Genomic DNA, 22,805 nt, shown 5'->3' with positions numbered 1-22,805 from the left:
ATCATTGTCTTTTAATCAGCTTATAATTACGGTACTCGCTTATACGCCAACCGGTAATATCTTCAATCCATTGCAGCAGTTTACGCCGGGGGGATAGATGCTTCCGGATGGCTGCAGGATCTGCTTCCATTTTCCAGTTTTGTGCAGCTATGCGCCTTTGCATTACGGCCGGGTGCGTACCGGTAAATGGCAGCAGGCGGTCGGCATTCTTAAAGTTAAACTGATAAGCGGTCCCCATATTTTCACTCATCCAGCTATCATCATGATAAAATTGATTGAAGTTGCGTACTTTGCTTTCTAAACTTTTTGGTGGCTTTACCCAGCCATAATGATATATCCAGGCATCAATCAGCTTTACCTGTAATTTACGGTTATCATACCTGAAACCCTGTGCATCGCGGTAAGAATGGATGTGCTTTGGGTTATTGCGCACGATACGTATCTCGCGCCGGTACCAGCGGCGCGAATGGCTGTAGTAATCGTATGAGCCATAAAAGTGCTGATATTTAAATAACAAGCCCTCAATCTTCTTATCGTAAAGATTCTGCTCCATCTCCTGCCTGATGAGGGGCAGGTATTTTTCATGCACTACCTCATCGCCCTGTATATAGAAAGCCCAGTCGGCATCGGTCGAAATAGCGGCCATCGCCTTATCGGTTTCTTGCGCAAACACCGTTCCGCCCTCCCGCAGTTGTTCATCCCATACCGTATGCACTACGCGTATCTTGGGCGAATTAATCTGTTCAATCAGCTGCGCGGTGGCATCATCACTGTTGCCTAAGGCTACTACAAATTCATCGCACAACGGTAAAATTGAAGTAATGGCCTCCACTACCGGATAATCATTTTTTACGGCGTTGCGAATAAAGGTGAACCCGGCTACTTTCATTATCTGATGATGTAAAGCTTCAAACGTAATTAATTTAAAGGATATAAGTAATATTGCATTTACATGTCGGGCAGTACAGCGCATCCTTTATTAAATCCACAGCATTTCAGGCAAATTGCCCGGACTTTAACCGTGGTGGAAAATGACCTGGCCGGTGCTGCCGGGTTGCTTCAGCAACTGCCTCCTACGCCGCAGGTGCCGGTTATCGGCATCACCGGCCCGCCGGGGGCAGGCAAAAGCACATTGGTTAATGCGCTCATCAGCCTGCTGACAGAAACTGATAAAAAAGTTGCGGTATTAGCAGTTGACCCTACCTCGCCATTTAATTTTGGCTCTCTGCTGGGCGATCGCATACGTATGGCCACCCACTTTAACAATCCCAACGTTTTTATACGCTCGCTGGCTACGCGGGGCTCGCTGGGCGGTATTTCGGTTAAAACGATGGAGATGGCCGATGTACTGCGGGCATCGGGTTTTGATTATGTATTGATTGAAACCGTAGGCGTTGGCCAGTCGGAAGTAGAGATTGCCGGCCTGGCCGATATTACGCTGGTGGTGCTGGTACCCGGGGCTGGCGATGAGATACAGAATATAAAATCGGGACTGATGGAAATTGCCGATGCCTTTATAGTTAATAAGGCAGACCGTGCCGGGGCTGATGAATTTGCCAATAACCTGCAAAAACTATTGCATCAAAATCATAAATCCATACCGGTATTTAAAACTGCCGCTACGCTGCACGATGGTGTTGCTCAATTGCATCACTACCTTATTGCTACACCTTTAACTTTAAATAACCGACACGAGTTGCTGTTAACCGAAAAAGCCTATCGCCTGATACAGCAGCAGCAAATGGCCGGCATCGACAAAAAAAAGCTGCGGCAGGAAATTGCCGCAGCAGTTAAGGAAGATACCTTTAACCTTTATCGCTTTACGGCTGATTACTTACTGCACACCAGAAGCTGAATGCATAATATCTTCTATCTCCTCTGCCTCTACCGGAATATCAGCCATCAGATCAATATTTCCATCGGCGGTAATTAATATATCATTCTCAATGCGGATACCCAAACCTTCTGCCGGAATGTAGATTCCCGGCTCGCAGGTTAATATATTACCGGCTTCAAAGGGTTGGTAGCGGCTGGCATAATCATGCACATCTATACCCAAATGATGCGAGGTACCATGCATAAAGTATTTTTTGTACAATGGCATCTTAGGGTCTTGTTTTTCTACATCATGTTTATCAAGCAATCCCAAACCAATTAATTCCGAAGTCATGATTTTGCCTACCTCATCATGGTACTCATTCCATACGGTGCCGGCTACCAGCATTTGTTTAGCAGCACGCATTACCCTCAGCACCGCATCGTACACCTGGCGCTGGCGTGGCGTAAACCGGCCATTTACCGGAACAGAACGGCTTAAATCTGCGTTATAATTGGCGTATTCGGCACCAAAATCAAATAATATCACATCGCCGTCTTTACACAGCTGGTTGTTATCAATATAGTGCAAAACAATAGCGTTGCGGCCGGAAGCAATAATAGGCGTATAGGCATGCCCTGTAGCCCGCTGCCTGATAAACTCGTGAATAATTTCCGCTTCAATTTCATACTCAGCCACACCCGGCTTTAAAAATTTCAGTACCCTTATAAAGGCATCACGGGTAATACTGCAGGCTTTTTGGGTCAGTTCAATCTCGATATCAGATTTTACGGGCCGCAGGCTCCTGAGTATAGGAGCAGAACGCTGATAATTATGCAGGGGATATTTGCGGCGCAAATCTTCCAGCACCCGCAAGTCCCGGTAGGGCACAGTGTGCGCATAACGGTCGTTTTCGTTAAGGTTGATATAAAAGTGTTCAGCATAGTTGACAATACTGTGCAGTATATTATCAAACTCGCTTAACCAGTATACCTGCTCAATGCCGGAAGCCGCCATCGCTTCGGCTTTGGTGTATTTGTGTCCTTCCCAGACAGCAATGTGTTCATTGGTTTGTCTTAAAAAAAGTACTTCTCTGTATAACGGATTAGGACACTCCGGAAAAAGCAGCAATATACTCTGCTCCTGATCTATGCCGGTGAGATAAAAAAAGTCGGAATTTTGCTTGAATACAAAGTTCTGGTCGCCGCTTCGCGGAAATTCGTCGTTTGCATTGAACAGGGCCAGCGAATGCGGAGCTAATCGCGAAACGAAATTTTTTCTATTAAAAGAAAATAAACGCTTGTCGGGCACTATATATTTCATGATTTAACATATTTTAATTTCACCAAAACTATTTTTTCTCTTTATTTGTCCAATGTGTGAACAAAGTTGGAACAGTGTTTGGTTACCATTCAAACATAATTACTATTTTTGTAAAAAATCACGATTTAATTTGTTTAATCTTTAAAAAATTATGAACAACTCTACATTAAAGAAGACAGCCGCACTTTCAGTTGCGTCTTTGATGGCAGTTGGTGCATTGAAAGCTCAGACTACTGACTCAACACGCACTTCTACTACCAGCACAACCACATCAATGTCAACCGACAGTACAATGATGTCACCAGGAATGACCAATGCAAAGGTATTTGGCGGCAGAAGCCAGTACAACACCTTTAGCATCGGTATCAACGCAGGTGTATTATCACCGGCTTTAGCTACCGGCGGTTCATTCAACGATTTCTCCGATTACAACATCAAACTGGGTTACGGTGCATCTTTAAGATGGCAGGTGGCTCACGTATTTGGCATCCAGTTAGATGCTCAAGGCGGTAAAGTATCAGGCGACAATTTTAACAACGTTGGCCGCATCCAGCAATACCCTTCTGCTGCTGGCGGTATTAACGTGTACAACTACGAAACCCGTATCTGGACCGGCGCTTTAAGCGGCGTTGTTAACGTAGGTTCAATTGATTTCATGCACCGTAAGAATGCTATCAACTTCTTCGCTAAAGCAGGTGGTGGTTTAGCTTATTACCACCCGGTAGTTACCGGTACTGGTACTCCAGGCCGCCCATTCGGTAACAACTATAACTATGCTGATGCTGATGGTTCTGCACACTACGTAAAAGAGTTAATTATCCCTGTAGGTGTTGGCGCTAAATTCAAACTTACTGATGCAGTACAATTCCTGTTAGGTTATACCCAAACTTATGTTGACGGTGATAACTTTGACGGTGTAAAATCAGCACAAGGCGGTTACGCAGTTAGAGATCATTATTCATACGGTTACGGCGGTTTCGAATTCACTTTGGGTTCAAAAGACAAACCGAACCTGGATTGGGTAAACCCGGTAGCTATGATGTATGACGAACTGTATGATGCAGCTTTACGTCAGGAAGTTGAAGCTTTGAAAGGCCGTGTAACTAACGTTGAAAACGCAGTTAACGACCTGAAGAAAGATTCTGACGGTGACGGTGTATCTGATCAATTCGACAAATGCCCTAACACTCCAGCTGGTACTGTAGTTGACGGTGCAGGTTGCGAACTGAAAATGCCTACAATGGCTACTGATTCAGCTATGACAGGTAATGCTTACTCTAACATTCAGTTTGACTTTGATAGCTCAGTATTACGTACATCTTCTTACCCTGTATTAGATGCTACTTCTGCTGACCTGCGCTCTAACACTTCAAAATCTGTTGAAGTTGACGGCTTTGCTTCATCTGAAGGTACTGCTGCACACAACATGACTTTGTCTAAGGACCGTGCTAACTCAGTAAAAACTTACTTGGTTAACTCTGGTGTTGAAGCTCGTCGCTTAAAAGTAAAAGGTATGGGCGAAACTCATCCGATTGCTGACAACTCAACTGAAGACGGCCGCGTTCAAAACCGCCGTGTTGAGTTCAAACAAAAATAAATTTTAGCTAAACGCTAGTTTATACCAAAGGCCCCGGATAACTCCGGGGCCTTTTTTTATTATCTTTGTAATATGTATTTCTTCAGAAAAAAAGACCCTGACCGGCCTCAAAACTTTAACCTAAAAGTTATGCATATTATTAATGCCACAGCTATTATTCTGTTTGTGCTTGGCATCCTATACAAAGTTATCGACCTGCTTATTCTAAAGAAATGAATAAAATTATCAATACCAAGCAAGCCCCTGCACCTATCGGCCCCTACAGCCAGGCAGTAGCGGCAGGCAGCCTGCTTTTTGTTTCGGGGCAGATACCACTGCACCCTGTAACCGGCGCACTGATAACCGAAAGCATTGAAGCCGAAACCAAACAGGTAATGGAAAATATTAAAGCTATACTCACCGAGGCTGGTATTGATTTTAGCGCTATTATTAAAAGCAGCATATTTTTGACTGATATGGGAGCATTTAATCAGGTTAATGAAGTGTACGGTTCTTATTTTACCGCCAACTTTCCGGCCCGCGAAACCATACAAGTAGCGGCGCTACCTAAAAATGTAAACGTCGAAATTTCGGTTATTGCTTCCTTAAGTTAAATGCAGGCTGCTACCCGAAAGCCATACACCTACATTGCTGCCGCCATTGCCGCCCCGTTGATATGGGGCTTCTTTTCTATCCCGCTAAGGCAGTTGCACCATTATGCGTCCCAGCAAATTATGTGCTACCGGGTTTTTGTTTCCCTGCTGTTGGTATGGGTTATAAACTTGGGCTTTCGCAGTAAGGTTGTTAAACATAACATTGATATATTCCGGCAGTTACAACAGGAGGAGCGCAGCCGGATTGTCTGGCGTATATTAGGTTCCGGCCTGTTTATTACCGCTAACTGGTTTTCTTATATCTATGTAGTTAACCACGTAAGCCTGCAAACGGCAGCCTTTGCCTACTTGATTTGCCCGCTGCTTACCGCCTGCGGTGGTTTCTTTATTCTGAAAGAATCTATTACCCGCTTAAAACTTATTGGTGTAGGCATTGCATTAGTTAGTGTAGCTATGCTCTCTGCAGGTTCATTAAGTCAGGGAATGTGGGCGCTATGGGTAGGTGCCATGTACGCAGCTTACCTGATCATACAGCGTACCATTCCATATTTCGACCGTTTATTTCTGCTGGGTATACAGCTGGTTATTGCCACGCTGCTGCTGCTGCCGGTATACTTTTATAATTTTCAGCCGGTTCCTGCTGCACCTGCCTTCTGGATCAATATTGGCCTCATTGCTACGGTATTTACCATATTCCCTTTAATGCTGAGTTTATACGCACTTACAGGTGTTCCTTCATCAACGTTGGGCATCAGTATGTATGTAAATCCTGTTGCGGCCTTCGCAGTAGCATTTATCTACTTTAATGAGAAATTTGATATAAATCAGTTAGCCGGCTATTTGTTATTGTTAGTGGCCGTACTCATTTTCAATTCAGAATATTTACCTTTTCCGGCACTCAAACGGTATGCAGTAAAAACTGTTTAATTTGCAATCGTGAGTCAGCCGTTTCAAACCCCGATAGCATATTTACGAGGCGTAGGCACCTCGCGTGGTGAAGTATTGCAAAAAGACCTGGGCATCTTCAATTTTGAAGATCTGCTGCGGCACTTCCCATACAAGTACATCGACCGTACAAAATTTTACAAAATAAGAGAGATTGACACAGAGTTACCCCATGTGCAGGTAATTGCCCGCCTGATATCTAAAGAATTGATAGGCGAAAAACAGACCAGGCGCCTGGTAGCACAGGTGCAGGATGATACCGGGGTAATGGAACTGGTATGGTTTCAGGGCATCAAGTGGGTAGAGAAAAACTTAATACCGGGCAAGGCTTACATCATTTTTGGTAAGCCGGGTATGTTTAACGGCAAGCCGCAAATGTCGCACCCGGAAATGGAGCAATACAGCCCCGATGCGTTAAAGAAAAAGGGCAATCTCACCCTGCAGCCCGTTTACAGTTCTACCGAAAAACTAAAGCAGTTTTCGCTGGATACCAAAGGCATCCAAAAGCTTACGGCTATCCTGATGGATCAGCACCTGAAGGATATACATGAAAACCTGCCGCTCTACCTGTTGCAGCAATTGAGTTTGATGGGGCGGGCCGAAGCTTATAAGAATATCCATTTTCCAGAAAATGCTATGGTGCTGCACGAGGCCGAACGGCGGCTGAAGTTTGAGGAGCTGTTTTTGATACAGCTAAAATTATTAAAGAACAAACTGCTGCGTACCGAAAAATTTAAAGGCAATGTTTTTGGCAACGTAGGCGAATGCTTTAACGAGTTCTATCATCATAAACTTCCTTTTCCGCTTACCAACGCACAGAAGCGGGTATTGAAAGAAATACGGCAGGATACGCAGCGCGGCATACAGATGAACCGCCTGCTGCAGGGCGATGTAGGCAGCGGCAAAACTGTAGTAGCGCTGATGAGCATGCTGCTGGCCATTGATAACGGCTTTCAAACCTGCATGATGGCCCCTACCGAAATACTGGCTAATCAGCATTTTATATCCATTAAAAGCTTGTTAGGAGATGATTTTCTGCAAGTGGGCATCCTCACCGGCTCTACGCCCAAAAAACAACGCCGCATACTGCATGAACAGTTAGCAAGCGGTGCACTCAAGATTTTGATTGGCACCCATGCCCTGATTGAGGATGCCGTACAGTTTGCCAACTTAGGCTTTGTAGTGATTGATGAGCAGCACCGCTTTGGCGTAGAGCAGCGTGCCAAGCTCTGGCGCAAGAACACCCTGCCGCCGCATGTACTGGTGATGACGGCCACCCCCATCCCGCGCACACTGGCCATGACGCTGTACGGCGACCTGGATGTATCTGTGATTGACGAATTACCCGCAGGCCGCAAACCCATTGAAACCAAGCATGCTTACGAAAATCAGCGGTTGCCGGTGTTTGGCCTCATGAGGCGCGAGATTGCCTTAGGCCGACAGGTGTATATTGTATATCCACTGATACAGGAAAGCGAAAAGCTGGATTTAAAAAACCTGGAAGATGGCGCGGACACCATATCGCGCGAGTTCCCGTTGCCCGAATACCGCATCAGCATTGTGCATGGCAAAATGTCGGCGGCGGATAAGGATTTTGAGATGCAGCGCTTTGTAAAAGGCGAAACGCAGATTATGGTAGCCACTACTGTAATTGAAGTAGGCGTAAACGTGCCCAATGCCTCGGTAATGATTATTGAGAATGCCGAACGGTTTGGTTTGTCGCAGCTACACCAGCTGCGGGGCCGCGTAGGGCGCGGCGCCGAACATTCCTACTGCATACTCATGAGCAGCCACAAACTGAGCCGTGAGGGCAGGATAAGGCTGGATACGATGGTACGCACCAACAATGGCTTCGAGATTTCGGAAATTGACCTGGAACTGCGCGGGCCGGGCAATATTGAAGGCACGCAGCAAAGCGGCGTACTGGATTTAAAGCTGGCTAACCTGGCTACCGATCAGGCTTTGCTGTTGCAGGCCCGGCAGGTGGTGGAAGACATCTTCGCCAATGACCCGCAACTGGCCAAACCCGAGCACCAGATACTGCAATTGGCCTTTCAGGCAAAAAATGCAGGTTTAAGTTGGGATAAGATTTCCTGATATGTATCTTAACCGCATAATTGCTCATACTGCGGTTCACATGAAAAAATCACTATTACTCTCTTCGCTGTTAGCGTTAAGCCTCATTGCCCCGCTTGCAAAGGCGCAGGATTCACTGATGATTCGTAAAATTTATGATGAAGCCCTGGTAAACGGGCAGGCCTATGATAACCTGCGTTATTTGTGCAAGCAGATAGGCCCGCGTTTAAGCGGCTCCGCTAATGCACAAAAGGCAGTAGAGTGGAGCAAAAAGCTGATGGAAAGTTACGGTTTCGACCGTGTGTACCTGCAGCCGGTAATGGTACCGCACTGGGTGCGCGGCGCTAAAGAAGAGGGGAAAATTCTATTTTATGGTACCGAAATATCAGCAGCCATTTGTGCGCTGGGCGGCTCGGTAGCTACACCCGCTGAGGGGCTGAAAGCTAAAGTAGTTGAGGTGAACAGTTTGGCCGAACTGCAAACTTTGGGTGAAAGTGCCATTAAAGGAAACATTGTCTTCTTTAACCGCGCCTTTGATCAGCGCTTTATTGAAACCGGCCAGGCCTATGGCACCGCCGGCGACCAGCGTAATGCCGGCCCTGCCGCTGCCGCTAAGTACGGTGCGGTAGGCGTTATCGTGCGCTCGCTGAGTTCTAAATTAGATGATTATCCGCACACCGGCGGCACCAGCTATGGTAATGGGCCTAAAATACCGGCAGCGGCCATTTCAACCATAGCTGCCAACAAATTGCACGAGTGTTTTATATACTGGCCAAAAGGCACGCCGAATTCAAAGCCAAGGTTTATGCCGGTTGAGTTTTACTTCAAGCAGAATTGTGAGATGCTGCCCGATGTACAATCATACAATGTAGTGGGCGAAATTAAAGGCACAGAGAAGCCCAATGACTATATTACAGTTGGCGGCCACCTCGATTCATGGGACCTGGCTGAAGGCGCTCATGATGATGGCACAGGGGTAATGCAGTCGGTAGAGGTTTTGCGGGTACTTAAAAAAGTAGGCTACCGGCCTAAGCACTCCATCCGTGCCGTATTTTTTATGAACGAGGAAAACGGGCACCGTGGCGGTACCGAATATGCACGCTTAGCGGCTGCCAACAAGGAAAACCACATTGCCGCTATTGAAACGGATGAGGGCGGCTTTACCCCACGCGGCTTTAGCTTCAGTGATGTTAACGATAGCTTCTTAAAAACCGTAAACCAGCGCTGGAAACCTTTACTGGAACCTTACGAAGCCGACCGCCTGACCAGGGGCGGCAGCGGTACTGATATTGAACCCTTGAAAAGCCAGGTGCCCGGTATCACCTTAATCGGCTTCCGGCCAGATTCGCAGCGGTACTTTGACATTCATCATACCCCGAATGATGTATTCGAGAATGTGAACAAGCGCGAACTGGAATCGGGAGCGGCGGCTATTGCTGCCCTGGTTTACCTGATCGATCAGCAGGGCATAAATTTTAAGTAGGTTTAACTATACGCATTGTTTAAATTTGCGGCGTATTAAATCTGCCGTCCTGTGAGTAATGATGACCCGAATGCACCAAAGCCCGACACTTTTGCTGCATTAAGATATAAAGATTTCCGCTCCTATATCGGGATGCGTTTCTTTTTTACGTTTGCCTACCAAATGCAGGCGCTTATCATCAGCACTTACATCTACCAGGTTACACGCAACCCGCTAAGTTTAGGCATAGTAGGCTTGTGCGAAGCATTACCGGCCATCGGCATCGCACTCTACGGGGGATATGTGGCGGATAAATCAGAAAAACGAAAGCTCCTGTTAACCATCTTTTTCCTGGTATTTTTTGCCTCCCTGGTAATGATGCTGGTTACCATGAAAAGTATAGATACCCGTATTCATGCCGGCTGGATTATCCCTGTAATTTATGCTATGGTATTTTTGAACGGCGTGGCGCGCGCTTTTTACGGGCCGGCCACCTTCGCTATATATGCCCACAGTATACCTAAGGAGTTGTACCCCAACGGCAGCACCTGGAGCAGTTCAAGCTGGCAGATCGCCTCTATATTAGGCCCGGCAGCAGGCGGATTGATTTATGGTTACCTCGGTATTACACCTGCTTTTACCATCATCCTTATTTTCGAATTGATCTCACTGGTGCTGGTACTCATGTTGCGCAAGTACCCGGCAGTATTTATACCTAAAGAAAGCATATGGGAAAGCTTATCAGAAGGAATACATTTTGTGCTGAATAATAAAATGATGATTTATGCCATGAGCCTCGACTTGTTTTCTGTATTTTTTGGAGGCGCCGTAGCTTTGCTGCCTGTTTTTGCTATTGATATTTTACATGTGGGGGCCAAAGGCTTAGGCATCATGAGGGCAACCTCTGCCCTGGGGGCTGTATTGACCATGCTGGCCATGACGCGATTTTCGCCCATGAACCGCCCGTGGCGCAATTTATTGATAGCGGTAACCGGGTTTGGCTGCTCCATTATCTGCTTTGGCCTGTCCAGAACCTTTTACCTTTCGCTGCTCTTTTTGTTTACCGAGGGCGGCTTTGACAGTGTAAGTGTAATTATAAGGGGTACCATTATGCAGTTACTTACCCCGGAGCAGATGCGCGGCCGCGTATCTGCCGTAAATTCCATGTTCATCGGTTCCTCCAACGAAATCGGGGCATTTGAGTCGGGCACGGCCGCTAAACTTTTAGGAACAGTGCACTCCGTAATTTTTGGCGGCAGCATGACTTTGCTGGTGGTAGGTTTTACCTACTTTAAAACCAAAGGATTGATTCCGACCAGGTTGCAGGATATTGGTGCGAATAAGAGCTCTCTCTAAAACGCCCCCGGCAGGGAAGACTTTTGATTTGTTAATTCTATTTAAGCCCTCCCTTCCGGGGAGGGTTTGGGTGGGGTTTTTTCACACCTGCACCAGCGGTGCATCATCCTCATGCCGCTCGCCTATCTGCTGCCGCCACATGGCATAGTACAGGCCCTTTTGCTGCAGCAATTCTGCATGTTTGCCAGATTCAATGATACGGCCTTTCTCCAATACGTAGATACGGTCGGCGTGCATAATGGTGCTCAGGCGGTGGGCTATCAGTATGGTAATATGATTTTGCAGTACCGATACCTCTTTAATGGTTTCGGTGATCTCTTCCTCCGTTAGTGAATCCAGCGCCGAGGTAGCTTCATCAAATACCAGAATATCCGGCCGGCGCAATAATGCGCGGGCGATGGACAGACGCTGCTTTTCGCCGCCTGATACCTTAACGCCACCCTCGCCTATCAGGGAATCCAAACCTTTGTCGGCACGGGCCAGCAAAGTTTGACAGGCGGCCTGGCGCAATACCTGCATACACTCTTCATCTGTTGCGCCGGGGCGCACAAACTGCAGGTTTTCGCGTATGGTACCCGAAAACAACTGCGTGTCCTGTGTTACGAAACCTATTTTTTCGCGCAGCTGGTCCAAATCAATTTCTTTGCCCGATACCCCATTATAACAGATAGACCCTTCTATGGGCTGATATAGCCCCACCAGCAGCTTAACCAATGTGGTTTTACCCGAGCCGGAAGGCCCTACAAAGGCCACCGTTTGGCCCATAGCAGTACTAAAGCTTACCTGCTGCAAAGCCTTACGGGTAGAAGTTAAGTGCTTAAAGCTTACCTCATCAAATTCCAGCTTTTGTATCTGTTCAATCATCACCGGCTTTTCTGGTTTTTCCTCAACCGGGATGGATAAGATCCGCTTAAAATTTCCCAAAGAAACCTCTGCCTCGCGCCATGATTGTATTACGTTACCCAATTCCTGCAAAGGATTGAACAAGAAGAAGGAATAAAATAAAAATTTAAAGTAATCGCCGGGCGTAAGTGTATTCTTGAAGATAAGCACCAGCAACACCAGTACCATGGCACTGCGCACCAGGTTAACTACGGTGCCCTGCACAAAGCTCATACTGCGTACGTATTTTACCTTTTGCAGCTCTAAATCCAGTATTTTATAGGTGGTTTTATTTAAACGCTTTATCTCCTGCCCGGCCAGCCCTAAACTTTTTACCAGTTCAATATTACGTAATGACTCGGTGGTTGAACCGGCAAGCGCCGTGGTTTCGGCCACTATTTTACGCTGCACATTTTTGATGCGCTTGCTGAGGGCCATGCTTACAAACGTAATTACCGGGATAGCGGCAAAGTATACCAGCGTTACCTTGTAGCTTACATTCAGGGAATATATAATTACAAAAACCATCCCCACCAGGCTTACAAACAGCACGCTTACAAAGGAGGTGATAAACTTCTCACAATCGAGCCTTACCTTTTGCAGTATACCTAAGGTTTCGCCGCTGCGCTGATCTTCAAACACCTGGTAAGGCAGTTCCAGAGAGTGCTTCAGCCCGTCCGAATACATTTTGGCGCCTACCTTTTGTACAATGATATTGGTAAAATAATCCTGAAAGTTTTTAGCGATGCGCGATACCATAGCTGCGCCTATGGCCAGCCCAATCAACTTCAGCGAACCGTACAGGCGGTAATCAAAACTGTAAACTTTGCCATCCTTGGGCACCATATAGCGGTCTACAATAGACCCGGTAATCATAGGGTCGAGCAGTGAAAAGCCAATGTTGAAGGCGGCCAGTACCAGGGCCAGCACCACCAGCCAGCGGTGCCTTGACAGATAAGATATAAGTAGCTTCATGTATAGGTTACAAAAATAAAAAAGGGAATGGCGTAATCGGCTCATTCCCTGTAATTTGACAATTACTTGTCTTATACGGTCATGATGTCTTTTTCTTTAGCTTCGGCCAGCTGGTCTACCTTTACAATGTAAGAATCGGTAAGCTTTTGCACTTCACCCTCGCCGGTTTTCATTTCGTCATCAGACACGCCTTCAGTCTTCAGCTTCTTGATCTTATCGTTGATGTCCTTACGGATATTACGTATGGCTATCTTACCGTTTTCGGCTTCACCTTTCAATTGCTTTACCAGGTTACGGCGACGCTCTTCGGTAAGCGGCGGTACGTTTACACGGATAATGGTACCGTCGTTCTGCGGGTTCAAACCTAAATTAGATTCTTTAATGGCTTTCTCAATTGCCCCTAATAAAGATTTTTCCCAGGGCTGAATGATCAATGTGCGTGCATCGGGCGTGTTTACGCTGCCTACCTGCGCCAACGGTGTAGGTGTACCATAATAATCTACAGTCAGCCCATCCAGCATGGCCGGACTGGCTTTACCTGCACGTATTTTAGACAATTCGTTATCGGCATGTTCAATGGCCTTTTGCATAGCGGCCTTTGCATCATTTAACTGTTTCTTAACGAGTTCGCTCATCGTAATTAGAATTTGGGTACGAAAATAGGAATTTGAGCTGCAAGAAGCAAGCTACATGCCTGTCATATTATATACAACTGCTTTAAGTACTCAAACTTTTACCTAAAATGCCAGACAATATATCACATTCATGGTTTCAGAATAATTTTGCCCCTGGTATGCCTCTTTTCCAATTCAATGTAGGCGCTTTTCACATCAGTTAACGGATAAACTTTGTCCACAATAAATTCAAGCTTACCATTAGCAATTTTACCTGCCAGTTCCGCCAGCACCTCGATGTTGCCTGCTTTAGCACTGCCTTCTGATTTTATGCCATATTTGGAAACGGCTTCAAAATCGATGATGGTGTTTATCCGTTCTTTGTCAACACCTAACGCTAAAGCCAGTTCTACATAGCCATTCCCGAAGAGATCTATAAATGCATCTATTTTTCCCTGAGCTGCATTACGAATTCGGTCAGCTTGACCATCGCCATAAATCACCGGCACTACACCATGATCAGACAGCCATTGCTGATTTGATTCACCTGCCAGCCCGATAACTGTAGCACCTGCATCGCGCGCCAGTTGAATAACAAGGGATCCTACCCCACCCGCAGCTGCGGATACCACTACCGTATCGCCGGGTTGTAAAGAAACGGCACGTACGGCTGCATATGCAGTAGTGCCTGCTACAAAAAGCCCGCCCCCTTGTTCCCAGGAAACTTTTGCCGGTTTGGCAATCAACTGATTTATATCTGCCGAAACATATTCAGCATGGCTTGCACGCTTATCAGTAAAACCAATAACCTCATCACCCACAGCAAAGTTCGTTATATCCTTACCAACTTCCGCAACCACACCAGCAAAATCACTGCCTTCCCCCATGGGCAAGGTCCAAGGATACATTTTGGCCAGCTTACCTTCACGAATCATGATCTCACCCGGATTAATGCCTGCTGCCTTAACTTTCACCAGCACCTGGCCATTTCCAGGCGTTGGCTTTGCAATCTCTTCTATCTTAAGTTCATCCAAGCCACCGTACTTGTCAATTCTAACTGCTTTCATTGTACTTTGTTTAAACCACTTTAATTAACAAACTGATGCGTCTGAGGTTTTCAATTTAAAAGAACATCATGATATTACATGAGTTAATTATGCACCGCTAACAGAAGTACATTTCGCTCGCCAATTTTGAAATGTTAGCTTTAAATTCAACAGGTAAATCTTTTTGCCTTCGGTTGATGCTGTTGCTGGTTATTACAGATGGAAGCTAATCATCTATTTAACTAATCTCAATTTGTTATTTCAATTGCAGAGGAAATAGTAAAACTAAACGCTTTAAATAAAAAAAGCCGGCATGAAGCCAGCTGTTATACGTATTATTTTCTATTGTAAATTACCTTACCAGCGTACCAATATGCTCACCCAGGGCAATTTTCTGGAAGTTGCCTTCCTTATTCATGTCAAATACGATGATGGGCAGTTTGTTTTCCTGGCAGAGGGTAATGGCCGTCATGTCCATTACGTTTAAGCCTTTGTCATATACTTCCTGAAAGCTGATCTCATCATAACGGGTGGCCGCAGGGTCTTTCTCCGGGTCGGCGGTGTAAATGCCGTCTACACGGGTACCTTTCAATACTACATCAGCCTTGATTTCGATAGCCCGCAGTGAAGCGGCAGTATCCGTAGTGAAATACGGGTTACCGGTACCGGCACCGAAAATCACGATACGCCCGGCTTCTAAATGTCCCATCGCCCGGCGGCGGATATAAGGCTCGCATATCTGCTCCATTTTAATGGCTGATTGCAGGCGGGTTTCTACTCCGATGCCTTCCAGTGCGGTTTGCAGGGCCATACAGTTAATTACCGTGGCCAGCATACCCATATAATCAGCCTGGGCACGCTCCATACCCGATTTCTCGGCGCTTAACCCTCTGAAAATATTACCTCCGCCTACCACAATGGCAATTTCCATACCGGTTTCCAGCACGTTTTTAATGTCGTGCGCGTACTGTAGTACCCGGTTGTTATCAATACCATACTGGCGCTCGCCCAATAAGGCCTCGCCACTAAGCTTCAGTAATATTCTTTTGTATTTCATGAGTTAAAGTAATTTTCTGTTCAGCTAAAATGCATTATCGGTTTTGGAGATTGATGCGCGCTCCCATTAAATAGGTGCCCTGTACCTGATAACCGGCATCAAAAATAATTAAATCCGCATCATATCCGGCAGCGATTTTGCCTTTGGTGGTTTTGCCCGCCAACTGCGCCGGGTAAAGCGAGGCCATATTAATGGCCTCAGCCAGTTCAATGCCTACTTGTTCCACACAGTTTTGTACCGCCTTCAGCATGGTTAAGCAGGAACCCGACAGTGTACCATCGGGCATAGTATAGCGGTCGCCGGTAAACTGGTGCTGGTAGGCGCCTTCGGTAGCGGCAGTTACGGCATCGGTAATCAGAAACAGTTTATCTCCTAATTGGTGCTTGGCCAGCCGTATCATCGGGAAACTCACATGAATACCATCGGCCACAATACTGGTGTAGGGGCGCTCCTCGAAAATGGCCGGTATGATGCCCGGCTCGCGGTGATGCATTTGCGGCATGGCATTAAATAAGTGGGTAATGGCCTGCACCGGTTTGTTGATAAACGCCTTACCCTGTTCATAGGCAGCATCGCTATGGCCGGAAGAAATCACAATATTCTGGCTGTGCAGCTCATCAATCACTTCCTGATCCTGCAACTCCGGCGCAATGGTGATCATCTTAATCTCGCCTTTGGCCATGGTTATCCAGCGCTGTACCTCTGCCAGCGTGGCTTTCTTAATATACCTGGCAGGATGGGCGCCTTTGCGTTTGGCGTTCAGGTACGGCCCTTCCAGGTGCAGGCCCCAGAAGTTACCCTTCGCCTGTGCACGGTAAGCCTTTGCGGCCTCAATACCAGCCTCTACCACATCATCACTGTTGGTGGCTATACAGGCCAGAAAACCGGTGGTACCCTGGCTGAGCATATCGCTTTCCATCTGCTGCAGGGCAGCTACTTCGGGCATACTGCCAAACATTTTGCCGCCGCTGCCGTAAATCTGCAGGTCAATCAGGCCCGGGGCTGCATAGGCTCCCTGCAAATCAACTTTTTGCGCTCCGGCAGGAATAAGGTGTTCATCAATTACGGCAGTTATTTTATCTCCGTTGATAAGTACAGCTTTACCAGTGCTGATTTGCCCGTCAGATACCAGTTGCAGATTGTGCAGTGCAGTAAGCATAGTTAAAATGAAATATAAGCGCAAAAAAAATCCCCGCCTTGTAGGCGGGGATAAATATAAATGAGTTAAGCTCCTAAAGCTATCCGCTTAAATGCGGTTACGGTTAGGCCTTTTTGAACGCCTCCTAAAAACTGTAAAACATTTTTAGAAGAATCCTTTACATATTCCTGGTTTAACAGGGTAGAGTCTTTGTAAAATTTATTCAGCTTACCGGCTGCGATTTTTTCTACCATTTCTTCTGGTTTACCCTCGGCACGAATCTGCTCTTTGGCAATTTCGGTTTCGCGCTGAATGGTGGTGGCATCTACGCCGTCTTTATCAACAGCAACCGGGTTCATGGCGGCAATCTGCATGGCTACATCCTTACCGGCAGCTTCTACCCCATCGCCATCAGCGCTTAAGCCTACCAGTACGCCTAAACGGAAGTTACCGTGAATATAAGCCACTACTTTTTCGGCTTCTAATACTTCGTACTTAGAGATCCCGATCTTCTCGCCGATTTTACCGGTTTTGTCAACAATTAAGTCGCCAATGGTATGACGTTCAGTTTCGGTATCTAATTCTAAAGCTTTCAGGTCATCAATGTTAGCTGGTTTTTGCTGAACCGCCGCATTGGCAATGGCGTTCGCAAAAGCTATAAACTCCGCGTTTTTGGCCACAAAGTCGGTTTCGCAGTTCAGTTCGATAATTACGCCACGGTCGCTGTTTTCAGAAGTACGGGCAATTACCACACCTTCGTTTGATTCGCGGTCCTGGCGGCTGGCGGCTACCTTAGCGCCTTTTTTTCTTAAAAAATCAACTGCCGCTTCAAAATCGCCGTTGGTTTCGGTCAGCGCCTTTTTGCAATCCATCATACCTGCACCGGTTTGCTGGCGCAGCTTGTTTACGTCTGATGCAGAAATTTGTACTGTAGACATGTTTGCCCCCTATCCCCCTGAAGGGGGAATTTTATTTAGTTAGTGTTTTATTTATTATCAACCCTCAACCCACATAAAGTGAATTGAGGGTTATATGATTTACATTGAGCCTTGCCCTCCCCCTTCAGGGGGCCGGGGGCGGTTATGCAGCGCCGTGGCCTTCGGTAGCTGAGCTATCTATGGTGTTGGCAGGAGCTTCGGTTTCGGCGGCCTGACGGCGGCGACGGGTACCGTCGGCCGGAGCCTCGCCACCATTGTCTGCCTTAGCCTTAGAAGCGGCTGCTTCCTTTTCGGCCTCATCATCCTTCTCACGCTTGCGCTCATCCAAACCTTCCTGGATAGCCTGTATCATCAAACCGGTAATCAGGGAGATGGATTTAGTGGCATCATCATTCGCAGGAATAGGGAAATCGATGTTGGAAGGATCGGAATTGGTATCTACCATGGCGAAGGTAGGAATGCTCAGCTTCATTGCTTCGGCTACGGCAATGTGTTCCTTCTTAACGTCGATCATGAAGATGGCAGCGGGCAGGCGGTTCAGGTCTGAAATACCGCCTAACAGGCTTTCCAGCTTTACACGTTCGCGCTGAATCATCAGGCGCTCTTTCTTCGACAGGTTGTTATACGTACCGTCCTTAGTCAGCTTATCGATGTTCGACATCTTTTTGATTGACTTGCGCACGGTAGCAAAGTTGGTTAACATACCACCTAACCAGCGCTCGGTTACGAAAGGCATGTTCACGCTTTTTGCAAAATCGGCTACGATATCCTTTGCCTGCTTTTTGGTAGCAACAAATAATACCTTACGGCCTGATTTTACAATCTGCTTGATGGCAGCAGCTGCATCTTCAACTTTTGATAAAGTTTTATTTAAATCGATAATGTGGATACCGTTGCGCTCCATGAAAATGTACTGTGCCATTTTCGGATCCCATTTGCGGGTAAGGTGACCAAAGTGTACACCTGCATCCAGTAAATCCTGATATGTTGTTCTTGCCATTGTTGTGTCCTCCTTAAAATTTTAACGTTTACTGAACTGGAATTTTTTACGTGCTTTGCGGCGTCCTGGTTTTTTACGCTCTACCATACGGTCATCGCGGGTCATTAAACCTTTGGCGCGCAGTGCCGGTTTTTTCTCAGCATCAAGTTCAACAATAGCTTTGGCTATGGCTAACCGAACGGCCTCGGCCTGCCCTTTTACACCACCGCCGGCTACATTTACAACAATATCAAACTTACCCTCAGAGCCGGAAACCAGCAGAGATTGGGTAACTACGTATTGTAAAGGTAGGGTTGGAAAATAAGTTTTGTAATCTTTACCGTTAACGGTAAGGGCGCCGTTGCCTTCGCTCAGGTAAATGCGGGCAACTGCGGTTTTTCTTCTGCCTGAAGTGTTAGTTGTTGGCATTGTGTTTTTTCTCCTTTAAAAAATTAATGGTTAAACGGTTTTGGGTAGCTGTGCAGCATGCGGATGCTCGGCACCGGCATATACATGCAGGTTACCATAAATGGCCCGGCCCAAACGATTTTTAGGTAACATACCACGAACGGCTTTTTCAATTACGCGCTCGGGGTGCTTTGCCATTAACTCCTTAGGAGAAATGAAACGCTGACCACCCGGATAGCCGGTGTAAGAAACATATTGCTTATCGGCAAATTTGTTCCCGGTCAGTTTTACCTTGTCTGCATTGATAACGATGACGTTATCACCGCAGTCTACGTTTGGGGTGAAGCCTGCTTTGTGCTTACCGCGAATCATCATCGCGATTTTAGTACACAAGCGCCCCAAAATCTCGCCTTGTGCGTCAACAACAACCCATTCCTTGTTAACGGTCTTTTTGTTGGCTGAGACAGTTTTGTAACTTAACGTATTCACTTGCTTAGTATTAAATAAATTAAACAGTTTGTATTACCCCGTAATTTCGGGACTGCAAAGATAGCAGTAGTTTGATTGATTTGCAAGCGGTTGCAGAGAATATTGTGAGGGAATTGAAGATTTAAGTTGCCGGTGACTTGCCCATAGTTGGTGTTGTTACCAACCGCTATAAAATTTGAAGTATAAGCGGGAACTGGTATAGGTTGAGGCAGTGTGGGTAGCGGTTGGTGATAATACTGAACACAGGCAGAAGCAGCAACTGCTGGCAATTCGCCACAAGCGGGGAGAACCGACCGCTCTGCTGCAGGGCCTGAGAAAAGGTCGTGCCACCCAGCACCGCCTGCTGCACCTCCTCAAACAGCGTTTTATCCTTTCCCTTGTGCTGGTCATCGGCCATCACCAGCTCAAAGCTACTTTTCAGGTTTACGCCCGCCTGTAGCAAGGTACTCAGCTCCAGGTATAAGTATTTTTGCCTGCGGTTGGTGTTATCACCAACCGCTACCCACACTGGACAAACCTATACACTGCCACTTGCACTACCCAAACCTAAACACTATCTTTCGTTTATGCAAAACGGCATTGAAGTTTACAGCCCATTGTGCTAACACGAGTTTGCAACTCGTAGCTCGTAAAAGCGATTCTTACTTTTAGTTTATGAATTTATTAGCCGGAGTATCATTTTTAACATTAGAGCGAAAAGAAGATTTTACTATTAATGTAGAGTGGATCGGCTCAGGATGGATGAGATTAGACATTGGAACACCTGATAACCGGTATTTTTACACTGCAAGTTATATTACCAGCGCCTTAACTGACTTAATAGAAAACGCTATATTTCTTTTAGAACATCAAAAGGATAAGACTATAAAACCTTATCAGGGAAGTATCCGGATTGCTGGACGGGGATGTTATATGATGCATCATGAACTTGAACCGGGATTTATTACCTGGCATTTTCAGCCTAATGGCGATAATATAGATTTACTGATATGGGAGGATACAGACTGGGATTTGTTAAAAAATATTACTCAATACGGTTACAGTCACGAACACTATGAACTGGAACCGGAAAAAATCACCGAATTGCACAAAGGGCTGCTGTTCATCTTGTGTATGCCTATAAGAATATTTGCCAGTATTATATTAGAAACCCTGAATGAGCTTGAGCAAATGTACACTCCTGAAGAATACATGAACCGGTGGTATTCTGCTTACCCTCAGGATTTGGTTGATAGGCTAAGAACGTTGGCTAAATGAAGCCTCCTTTTGCTGGTGCGAGTTTGCAACTCGCGCCCCGTATAGACATATAATATTATTCTGCTTGCAATTAGTATTATCACCAAAAGTGTTCGGAAAATCCCACCTGGGGTTAACAGCATTTGTAAACTTGTAAAATTTAGTTTTAAAACCTGCCTGCCAGAAGCAGGATACTTGCGGTAGTGGAAGCTGTGTGAGGAATCCTGAAACTGTTTTAAACCTTCCCTGCAAAAGGCAATTTAAATCCTGAGATGATGCCCTGCTCCTTTAACTCATTTAAAACCCAAGGGGATTAACTGTTGTTTAAAAGGGGATTTTGATACCTGCTTAAGTATGACAAGAGAAGAAATTTTGATTAACAGCGTTTGGGAAAGGGGAAAGATGATGGCTTACAGCCCTTTCTTTAATAAAGAAATAGAAGTTAAACTGATAGTTTCAACTTACGCCCTGAAATATATAGAAACTATCATTTCTGAAAAGTTTGTGCAAACGGTTAACGATCTTCTCACCTTGCCCGAAACCGAACGGCCGCTTATGCAAAGTTTGCTCTACCGGCATTGCCTGGAGTGCTGTAAAGATATTTCATACGGTATAGACGTGCCTGACGGGGAAACAGAGCAGGAGGCTAACCTGCGCGAGTTTGGTGTGAGTAACGAAACAGACGCTTTGGAAAAGGCCAATCCCACCCATGCGATTGTTGAGGAAGACGACTTTTTTGGTAACCGCTATGTAAGAATTATTTTTGAACCGGAATGGGAGAGTGAGCATGGCTGCGAGCTGATCCTGAGAAACGGCAAACTGCTGGATCACATAGGCGATGGAAACACCTCTCTTATACAGTTTGAAGAAGTTGAAGAATAGCAATCAAAAGGCATCCCTGCCTGCACAATGCGGGGATTTTGTTTGCGGCTGGTGTTATTAAAATCCCTGCTTGCGCTAACCAAATTTAAGCACTATCTGCCGCTGCGAAACAGTATTGATACCTGTACTAAAATAGGCTACCTTGTAATTTCTACCACTTCTTCATTCTGCCGGAGTAGTGCCACAGCTTGTAGAAACGTTTTACTTAATATCTCGCACATTACTGCATTTGAAGTATTGCCGCAGGTAATTTGAATCAGTTGTGGAGGTACACCAAAAATATCAATGAGCCTGATAAAATCATAATCCTTACTCCTCATTACCGCTCCTGCCCACTTTGCTTCTTTGAAAATCTGCTCATCTGTATAAAACTGCATTCCCAGGCTTCTGAGCGAAGAAGCATTTATGCCGGAGTTACCAAAGTTATCGTTAAGCCACAAGGCAATGAATGGTGATAACTGCGCATCAACCCATATCTTCATGCTGCTATTATGGGATGATCAAGGCGGCGGCTGGCAAACTTCAGCGCAGCTTCAATGTCCGGCAGCTCTAAATCCGGCAACTCATTTAACACTTGCTCCTGGGTAAGCCCTGCTGACAGCAAGTCTAAAATATCTATTACCCGTATACGCATGTGGCGTATACAGGGGCGGCCGCCACATTGCGCAGGGTCGGTCGTAATGCGCTCATGCCAATTGTTCATACCACTAAGTTAACTGTTTTTTCTGCCTGCGGTTGGTGATAACACCAACCGCAGGCAGAAGATTGAATTTTTAATAAAAACAAATTTTTTTATAACTTTATAACGCCCTGTGCCACTAAACTTAAACATCATGAAAAAAACTTTATTTACATTAGGGATGCTCCTTGCATCTTTTGGCGTCTTCGCCAGCGAATAAAAGAAAGCGCCTTCCGGTAACGTTGAGGGTTTACATATAACCGGAGCTAACGTTCCAATCACCTCCGTACTTAAGTTGAAGGCAATGACTGTGT

General features: G+C 46.0%; 24 protein-coding genes. 10 read left to right on the top strand and 14 right to left on the bottom strand.

From position 1 onward, the window contains the following. Position 1: 1 nt before the first annotated feature. Complete coding sequence (locus ACY652_RS10315; RefSeq protein ID WP_462264290.1) at positions 2 to 889, bottom strand: glycosyltransferase family 2 protein; 888 nt, start codon at positions 887 to 889, stop codon at positions 2 to 4. 63 nt (positions 890 to 952) lie between these two features. On the opposite strand from ACY652_RS10315, the gene meaB reads away from it, so the two are divergent. Continuing rightward, positions 953 to 1,855: a methylmalonyl Co-A mutase-associated GTPase MeaB gene (gene meaB / locus ACY652_RS10310; protein ID WP_462264289.1), complete on the top strand. Its 903-nt coding sequence runs from the start codon at positions 953 to 955 to the stop codon at positions 1,853 to 1,855. Here the strand turns inward: meaB and ACY652_RS10305 are convergent. Then, positions 1,835 to 3,139 carry an aminopeptidase P N-terminal domain-containing protein gene (locus ACY652_RS10305; RefSeq protein WP_462264288.1) on the bottom strand — a complete coding sequence of 435 codons (1,305 nt, stop codon included), beginning with the start codon at positions 3,137 to 3,139 and terminating at the stop codon, positions 1,835 to 1,837. The two genes, meaB and ACY652_RS10305, sit on opposite strands and share 21 nt — an antisense overlap. A gap of 274 nt (positions 3,140 to 3,413) precedes the next feature. Between ACY652_RS10305 and ACY652_RS10300 the strand changes: the two genes are divergently transcribed. The 7 genes from ACY652_RS10300 (at position 3,414) to ACY652_RS10270 (ending at position 11,168) form a co-directional block, all read left to right on the top strand. Further along, complete coding sequence (locus ACY652_RS10300) at positions 3,414 to 4,736, top strand: OmpA family protein (RefSeq protein ID WP_462264287.1); 1,323 nt, start codon at positions 3,414 to 3,416, stop codon at positions 4,734 to 4,736. 72 nt (positions 4,737 to 4,808) lie between these two features. Beyond that, a complete protein-coding gene (locus tag ACY652_RS10295) occupies positions 4,809 to 4,952 on the top strand; it encodes a DUF6728 family protein (protein ID WP_462264286.1) in 144 nt (47 codons plus the stop codon). Continuing rightward, positions 4,949 to 5,329 carry a RidA family protein gene (locus ACY652_RS10290; RefSeq protein WP_462264285.1) on the top strand — a complete coding sequence of 127 codons (381 nt, stop codon included), beginning with the start codon at positions 4,949 to 4,951 and terminating at the stop codon, positions 5,327 to 5,329. Before ACY652_RS10295 ends, ACY652_RS10290 begins: the two co-directional genes overlap by 4 nt. Next, positions 5,330 to 6,256 carry an EamA family transporter gene (locus ACY652_RS10285; RefSeq protein ID WP_462264284.1) on the top strand — a complete coding sequence of 309 codons (927 nt, stop codon included), beginning with the start codon at positions 5,330 to 5,332 and terminating at the stop codon, positions 6,254 to 6,256. It begins immediately after the preceding gene. 6 nt (positions 6,257 to 6,262) lie between these two features. Continuing rightward, on the top strand, positions 6,263 to 8,371 hold the full coding sequence (gene recG, locus ACY652_RS10280; protein WP_462268242.1) for an ATP-dependent DNA helicase RecG: 2,109 nt from the start codon (positions 6,263 to 6,265) through the stop codon (positions 8,369 to 8,371). A gap of 40 nt (positions 8,372 to 8,411) precedes the next feature. After that, positions 8,412 to 9,833: a M20/M25/M40 family metallo-hydrolase gene (locus ACY652_RS10275; protein WP_462264283.1), complete on the top strand. Its 1,422-nt coding sequence runs from the start codon at positions 8,412 to 8,414 to the stop codon at positions 9,831 to 9,833. A 51-nt stretch (positions 9,834 to 9,884) separates the two neighbouring features. After that, positions 9,885 to 11,168 carry an MFS transporter gene (locus ACY652_RS10270; protein ID WP_462264282.1) on the top strand — a complete coding sequence of 428 codons (1,284 nt, stop codon included), beginning with the start codon at positions 9,885 to 9,887 and terminating at the stop codon, positions 11,166 to 11,168. An 81-nt stretch (positions 11,169 to 11,249) separates the two neighbouring features. Here ACY652_RS10270 and ACY652_RS10265 read toward each other — a convergent pair whose 3' ends face one another. The 10 genes from ACY652_RS10265 to ACY652_RS10220 all read right to left on the bottom strand — a co-directional run bounded on the left by ACY652_RS10265 (position 11,250) and on the right by ACY652_RS10220 (position 20,202). After that, entirely contained in the window at positions 11,250 to 13,025 is a 1,776-nt protein-coding gene (locus ACY652_RS10265) for an ABC transporter ATP-binding protein (protein WP_462264281.1), read from the bottom strand. 71 nt (positions 13,026 to 13,096) lie between these two features. Continuing rightward, complete coding sequence (gene frr / locus ACY652_RS10260; RefSeq protein WP_462264280.1) at positions 13,097 to 13,660, bottom strand: ribosome recycling factor; 564 nt, start codon at positions 13,658 to 13,660, stop codon at positions 13,097 to 13,099. A 128-nt stretch (positions 13,661 to 13,788) separates the two neighbouring features. Further along, positions 13,789 to 14,706: an NADP-dependent oxidoreductase gene (locus ACY652_RS10255; RefSeq protein ID WP_462264279.1), complete on the bottom strand. Its 918-nt coding sequence runs from the start codon at positions 14,704 to 14,706 to the stop codon at positions 13,789 to 13,791. A gap of 331 nt (positions 14,707 to 15,037) precedes the next feature. Beyond that, on the bottom strand, positions 15,038 to 15,742 hold the full coding sequence (pyrH, locus tag ACY652_RS10250) for a UMP kinase (protein ID WP_462264278.1): 705 nt from the start codon (positions 15,740 to 15,742) through the stop codon (positions 15,038 to 15,040). A gap of 34 nt (positions 15,743 to 15,776) precedes the next feature. After that, complete coding sequence (gene nagA / locus ACY652_RS10245) at positions 15,777 to 16,901, bottom strand: N-acetylglucosamine-6-phosphate deacetylase (protein ID WP_462264277.1); 1,125 nt, start codon at positions 16,899 to 16,901, stop codon at positions 15,777 to 15,779. Between the two features lie 65 nt (positions 16,902 to 16,966). Beyond that, positions 16,967 to 17,818 carry a translation elongation factor Ts gene (gene tsf, locus ACY652_RS10240; protein ID WP_462264276.1) on the bottom strand — a complete coding sequence of 284 codons (852 nt, stop codon included), beginning with the start codon at positions 17,816 to 17,818 and terminating at the stop codon, positions 16,967 to 16,969. Positions 17,819 to 17,960: 142 nt separating this feature from the next. Further along, a complete protein-coding gene (gene rpsB / locus ACY652_RS10235) occupies positions 17,961 to 18,818 on the bottom strand; it encodes a 30S ribosomal protein S2 (protein ID WP_462264275.1) in 858 nt (285 codons plus the stop codon). Between the two features lie 21 nt (positions 18,819 to 18,839). Next, complete coding sequence (gene rpsI, locus ACY652_RS10230; RefSeq protein ID WP_462264274.1) at positions 18,840 to 19,226, bottom strand: 30S ribosomal protein S9; 387 nt, start codon at positions 19,224 to 19,226, stop codon at positions 18,840 to 18,842. A 30-nt stretch (positions 19,227 to 19,256) separates the two neighbouring features. After that, positions 19,257 to 19,694 (bottom strand): 50S ribosomal protein L13, encoded by a 438-nt coding sequence (gene rplM, locus ACY652_RS10225; RefSeq protein WP_462264273.1) that lies wholly within the window; start codon positions 19,692 to 19,694, stop codon positions 19,257 to 19,259. A gap of 166 nt (positions 19,695 to 19,860) precedes the next feature. Then, complete coding sequence (locus ACY652_RS10220; protein WP_462264272.1) at positions 19,861 to 20,202, bottom strand: type II secretion system F family protein; 342 nt, start codon at positions 20,200 to 20,202, stop codon at positions 19,861 to 19,863. A gap of 146 nt (positions 20,203 to 20,348) precedes the next feature. Here ACY652_RS10220 and ACY652_RS10215 point away from each other — a divergent pair, with 146 nt between their 5' ends. Then, a complete protein-coding gene (locus ACY652_RS10215; protein ID WP_462264271.1) occupies positions 20,349 to 20,951 on the top strand; it encodes a hypothetical protein in 603 nt (200 codons plus the stop codon). A 333-nt stretch (positions 20,952 to 21,284) separates the two neighbouring features. Further along, positions 21,285 to 21,812 (top strand): DUF6985 domain-containing protein, encoded by a 528-nt coding sequence (locus ACY652_RS10210; protein ID WP_462264270.1) that lies wholly within the window; start codon positions 21,285 to 21,287, stop codon positions 21,810 to 21,812. Positions 21,813 to 21,949: 137 nt separating this feature from the next. Here the strand turns inward: ACY652_RS10210 and ACY652_RS10205 are convergent, their stop codons facing one another. Together ACY652_RS10205 and ACY652_RS10200 are read right to left on the bottom strand one after the other, a co-directional pair. Then, positions 21,950 to 22,294, bottom strand: a complete 345-nt coding sequence (locus ACY652_RS10205) for a DUF5615 family PIN-like protein (RefSeq protein WP_462264269.1) — start codon at positions 22,292 to 22,294, stop codon at positions 21,950 to 21,952. Then, the gene (locus ACY652_RS10200) at positions 22,291 to 22,515 is read right to left on the bottom strand and encodes a DUF433 domain-containing protein (protein ID WP_462264268.1); all 225 of its coding nucleotides are present in this window, start codon (positions 22,513 to 22,515) and stop codon (positions 22,291 to 22,293) included. The genes ACY652_RS10205 and ACY652_RS10200 overlap by 4 nt, the downstream gene beginning before the upstream one ends. Positions 22,516 to 22,805: the final 290 nt, after the last annotated feature.

It is taken from the genome of Mucilaginibacter sp. (genome assembly GCF_965200995.1).
Taxonomy (GTDB): Bacteria; Bacteroidota; Bacteroidia; order Sphingobacteriales; family Sphingobacteriaceae; genus Mucilaginibacter.
This window is presented reverse-complemented; position numbering and strand designations above follow the sequence as displayed.

Excerpts from the sequence above, each read along its gene's own strand:
- ACY652_RS10315 (WP_462264290.1), bottom strand. The coding sequence starts at position 889 with ATGAAAGTAGCCGGGTTCACCTTTATTCGCAACGCCGTAAAAAATGAT.
- meaB (WP_462264289.1), top strand. The coding sequence starts at position 953 with ATGTCGGGCAGTACAGCGCATCCTTTATTAAATCCACAGCATTTCAGG.
- ACY652_RS10305 (WP_462264288.1), bottom strand. The coding sequence starts at position 3,139 with ATGAAATATATAGTGCCCGACAAGCGTTTATTTTCTTTTAATAGAAAA.
- ACY652_RS10300 (WP_462264287.1), top strand. The coding sequence starts at position 3,414 with ATGTCAACCGACAGTACAATGATGTCACCAGGAATGACCAATGCAAAG.
- ACY652_RS10295 (WP_462264286.1), top strand. The coding sequence starts at position 4,809 with ATGTATTTCTTCAGAAAAAAAGACCCTGACCGGCCTCAAAACTTTAAC.
- ACY652_RS10290 (WP_462264285.1), top strand. The coding sequence starts at position 4,949 with ATGAATAAAATTATCAATACCAAGCAAGCCCCTGCACCTATCGGCCCC.
- ACY652_RS10285 (WP_462264284.1), top strand. The coding sequence starts at position 5,330 with ATGCAGGCTGCTACCCGAAAGCCATACACCTACATTGCTGCCGCCATT.
- ACY652_RS10275 (WP_462264283.1), top strand. The coding sequence starts at position 8,412 with ATGAAAAAATCACTATTACTCTCTTCGCTGTTAGCGTTAAGCCTCATT.
- ACY652_RS10265 (WP_462264281.1), bottom strand. The coding sequence starts at position 13,025 with ATGAAGCTACTTATATCTTATCTGTCAAGGCACCGCTGGCTGGTGGTG.
- frr (WP_462264280.1), bottom strand. The coding sequence starts at position 13,660 with ATGAGCGAACTCGTTAAGAAACAGTTAAATGATGCAAAGGCCGCTATG.
- ACY652_RS10255 (WP_462264279.1), bottom strand. The coding sequence starts at position 14,706 with ATGAAAGCAGTTAGAATTGACAAGTACGGTGGCTTGGATGAACTTAAG.
- pyrH (WP_462264278.1), bottom strand. The coding sequence starts at position 15,742 with ATGAAATACAAAAGAATATTACTGAAGCTTAGTGGCGAGGCCTTATTG.
- nagA (WP_462264277.1), bottom strand. The coding sequence starts at position 16,901 with ATGCTTACTGCACTGCACAATCTGCAACTGGTATCTGACGGGCAAATC.
- tsf (WP_462264276.1), bottom strand. The coding sequence starts at position 17,818 with ATGTCTACAGTACAAATTTCTGCATCAGACGTAAACAAGCTGCGCCAG.
- rpsB (WP_462264275.1), bottom strand. The coding sequence starts at position 18,818 with ATGGCAAGAACAACATATCAGGATTTACTGGATGCAGGTGTACACTTT.
- rpsI (WP_462264274.1), bottom strand. The coding sequence starts at position 19,226 with ATGCCAACAACTAACACTTCAGGCAGAAGAAAAACCGCAGTTGCCCGC.
- ACY652_RS10215 (WP_462264271.1), top strand. The coding sequence starts at position 20,349 with ATGAATTTATTAGCCGGAGTATCATTTTTAACATTAGAGCGAAAAGAA.
- ACY652_RS10210 (WP_462264270.1), top strand. The coding sequence starts at position 21,285 with ATGACAAGAGAAGAAATTTTGATTAACAGCGTTTGGGAAAGGGGAAAG.
- ACY652_RS10205 (WP_462264269.1), bottom strand. The coding sequence starts at position 22,294 with ATGAAGATATGGGTTGATGCGCAGTTATCACCATTCATTGCCTTGTGG.
- ACY652_RS10200 (WP_462264268.1), bottom strand. The coding sequence starts at position 22,515 with ATGAACAATTGGCATGAGCGCATTACGACCGACCCTGCGCAATGTGGC.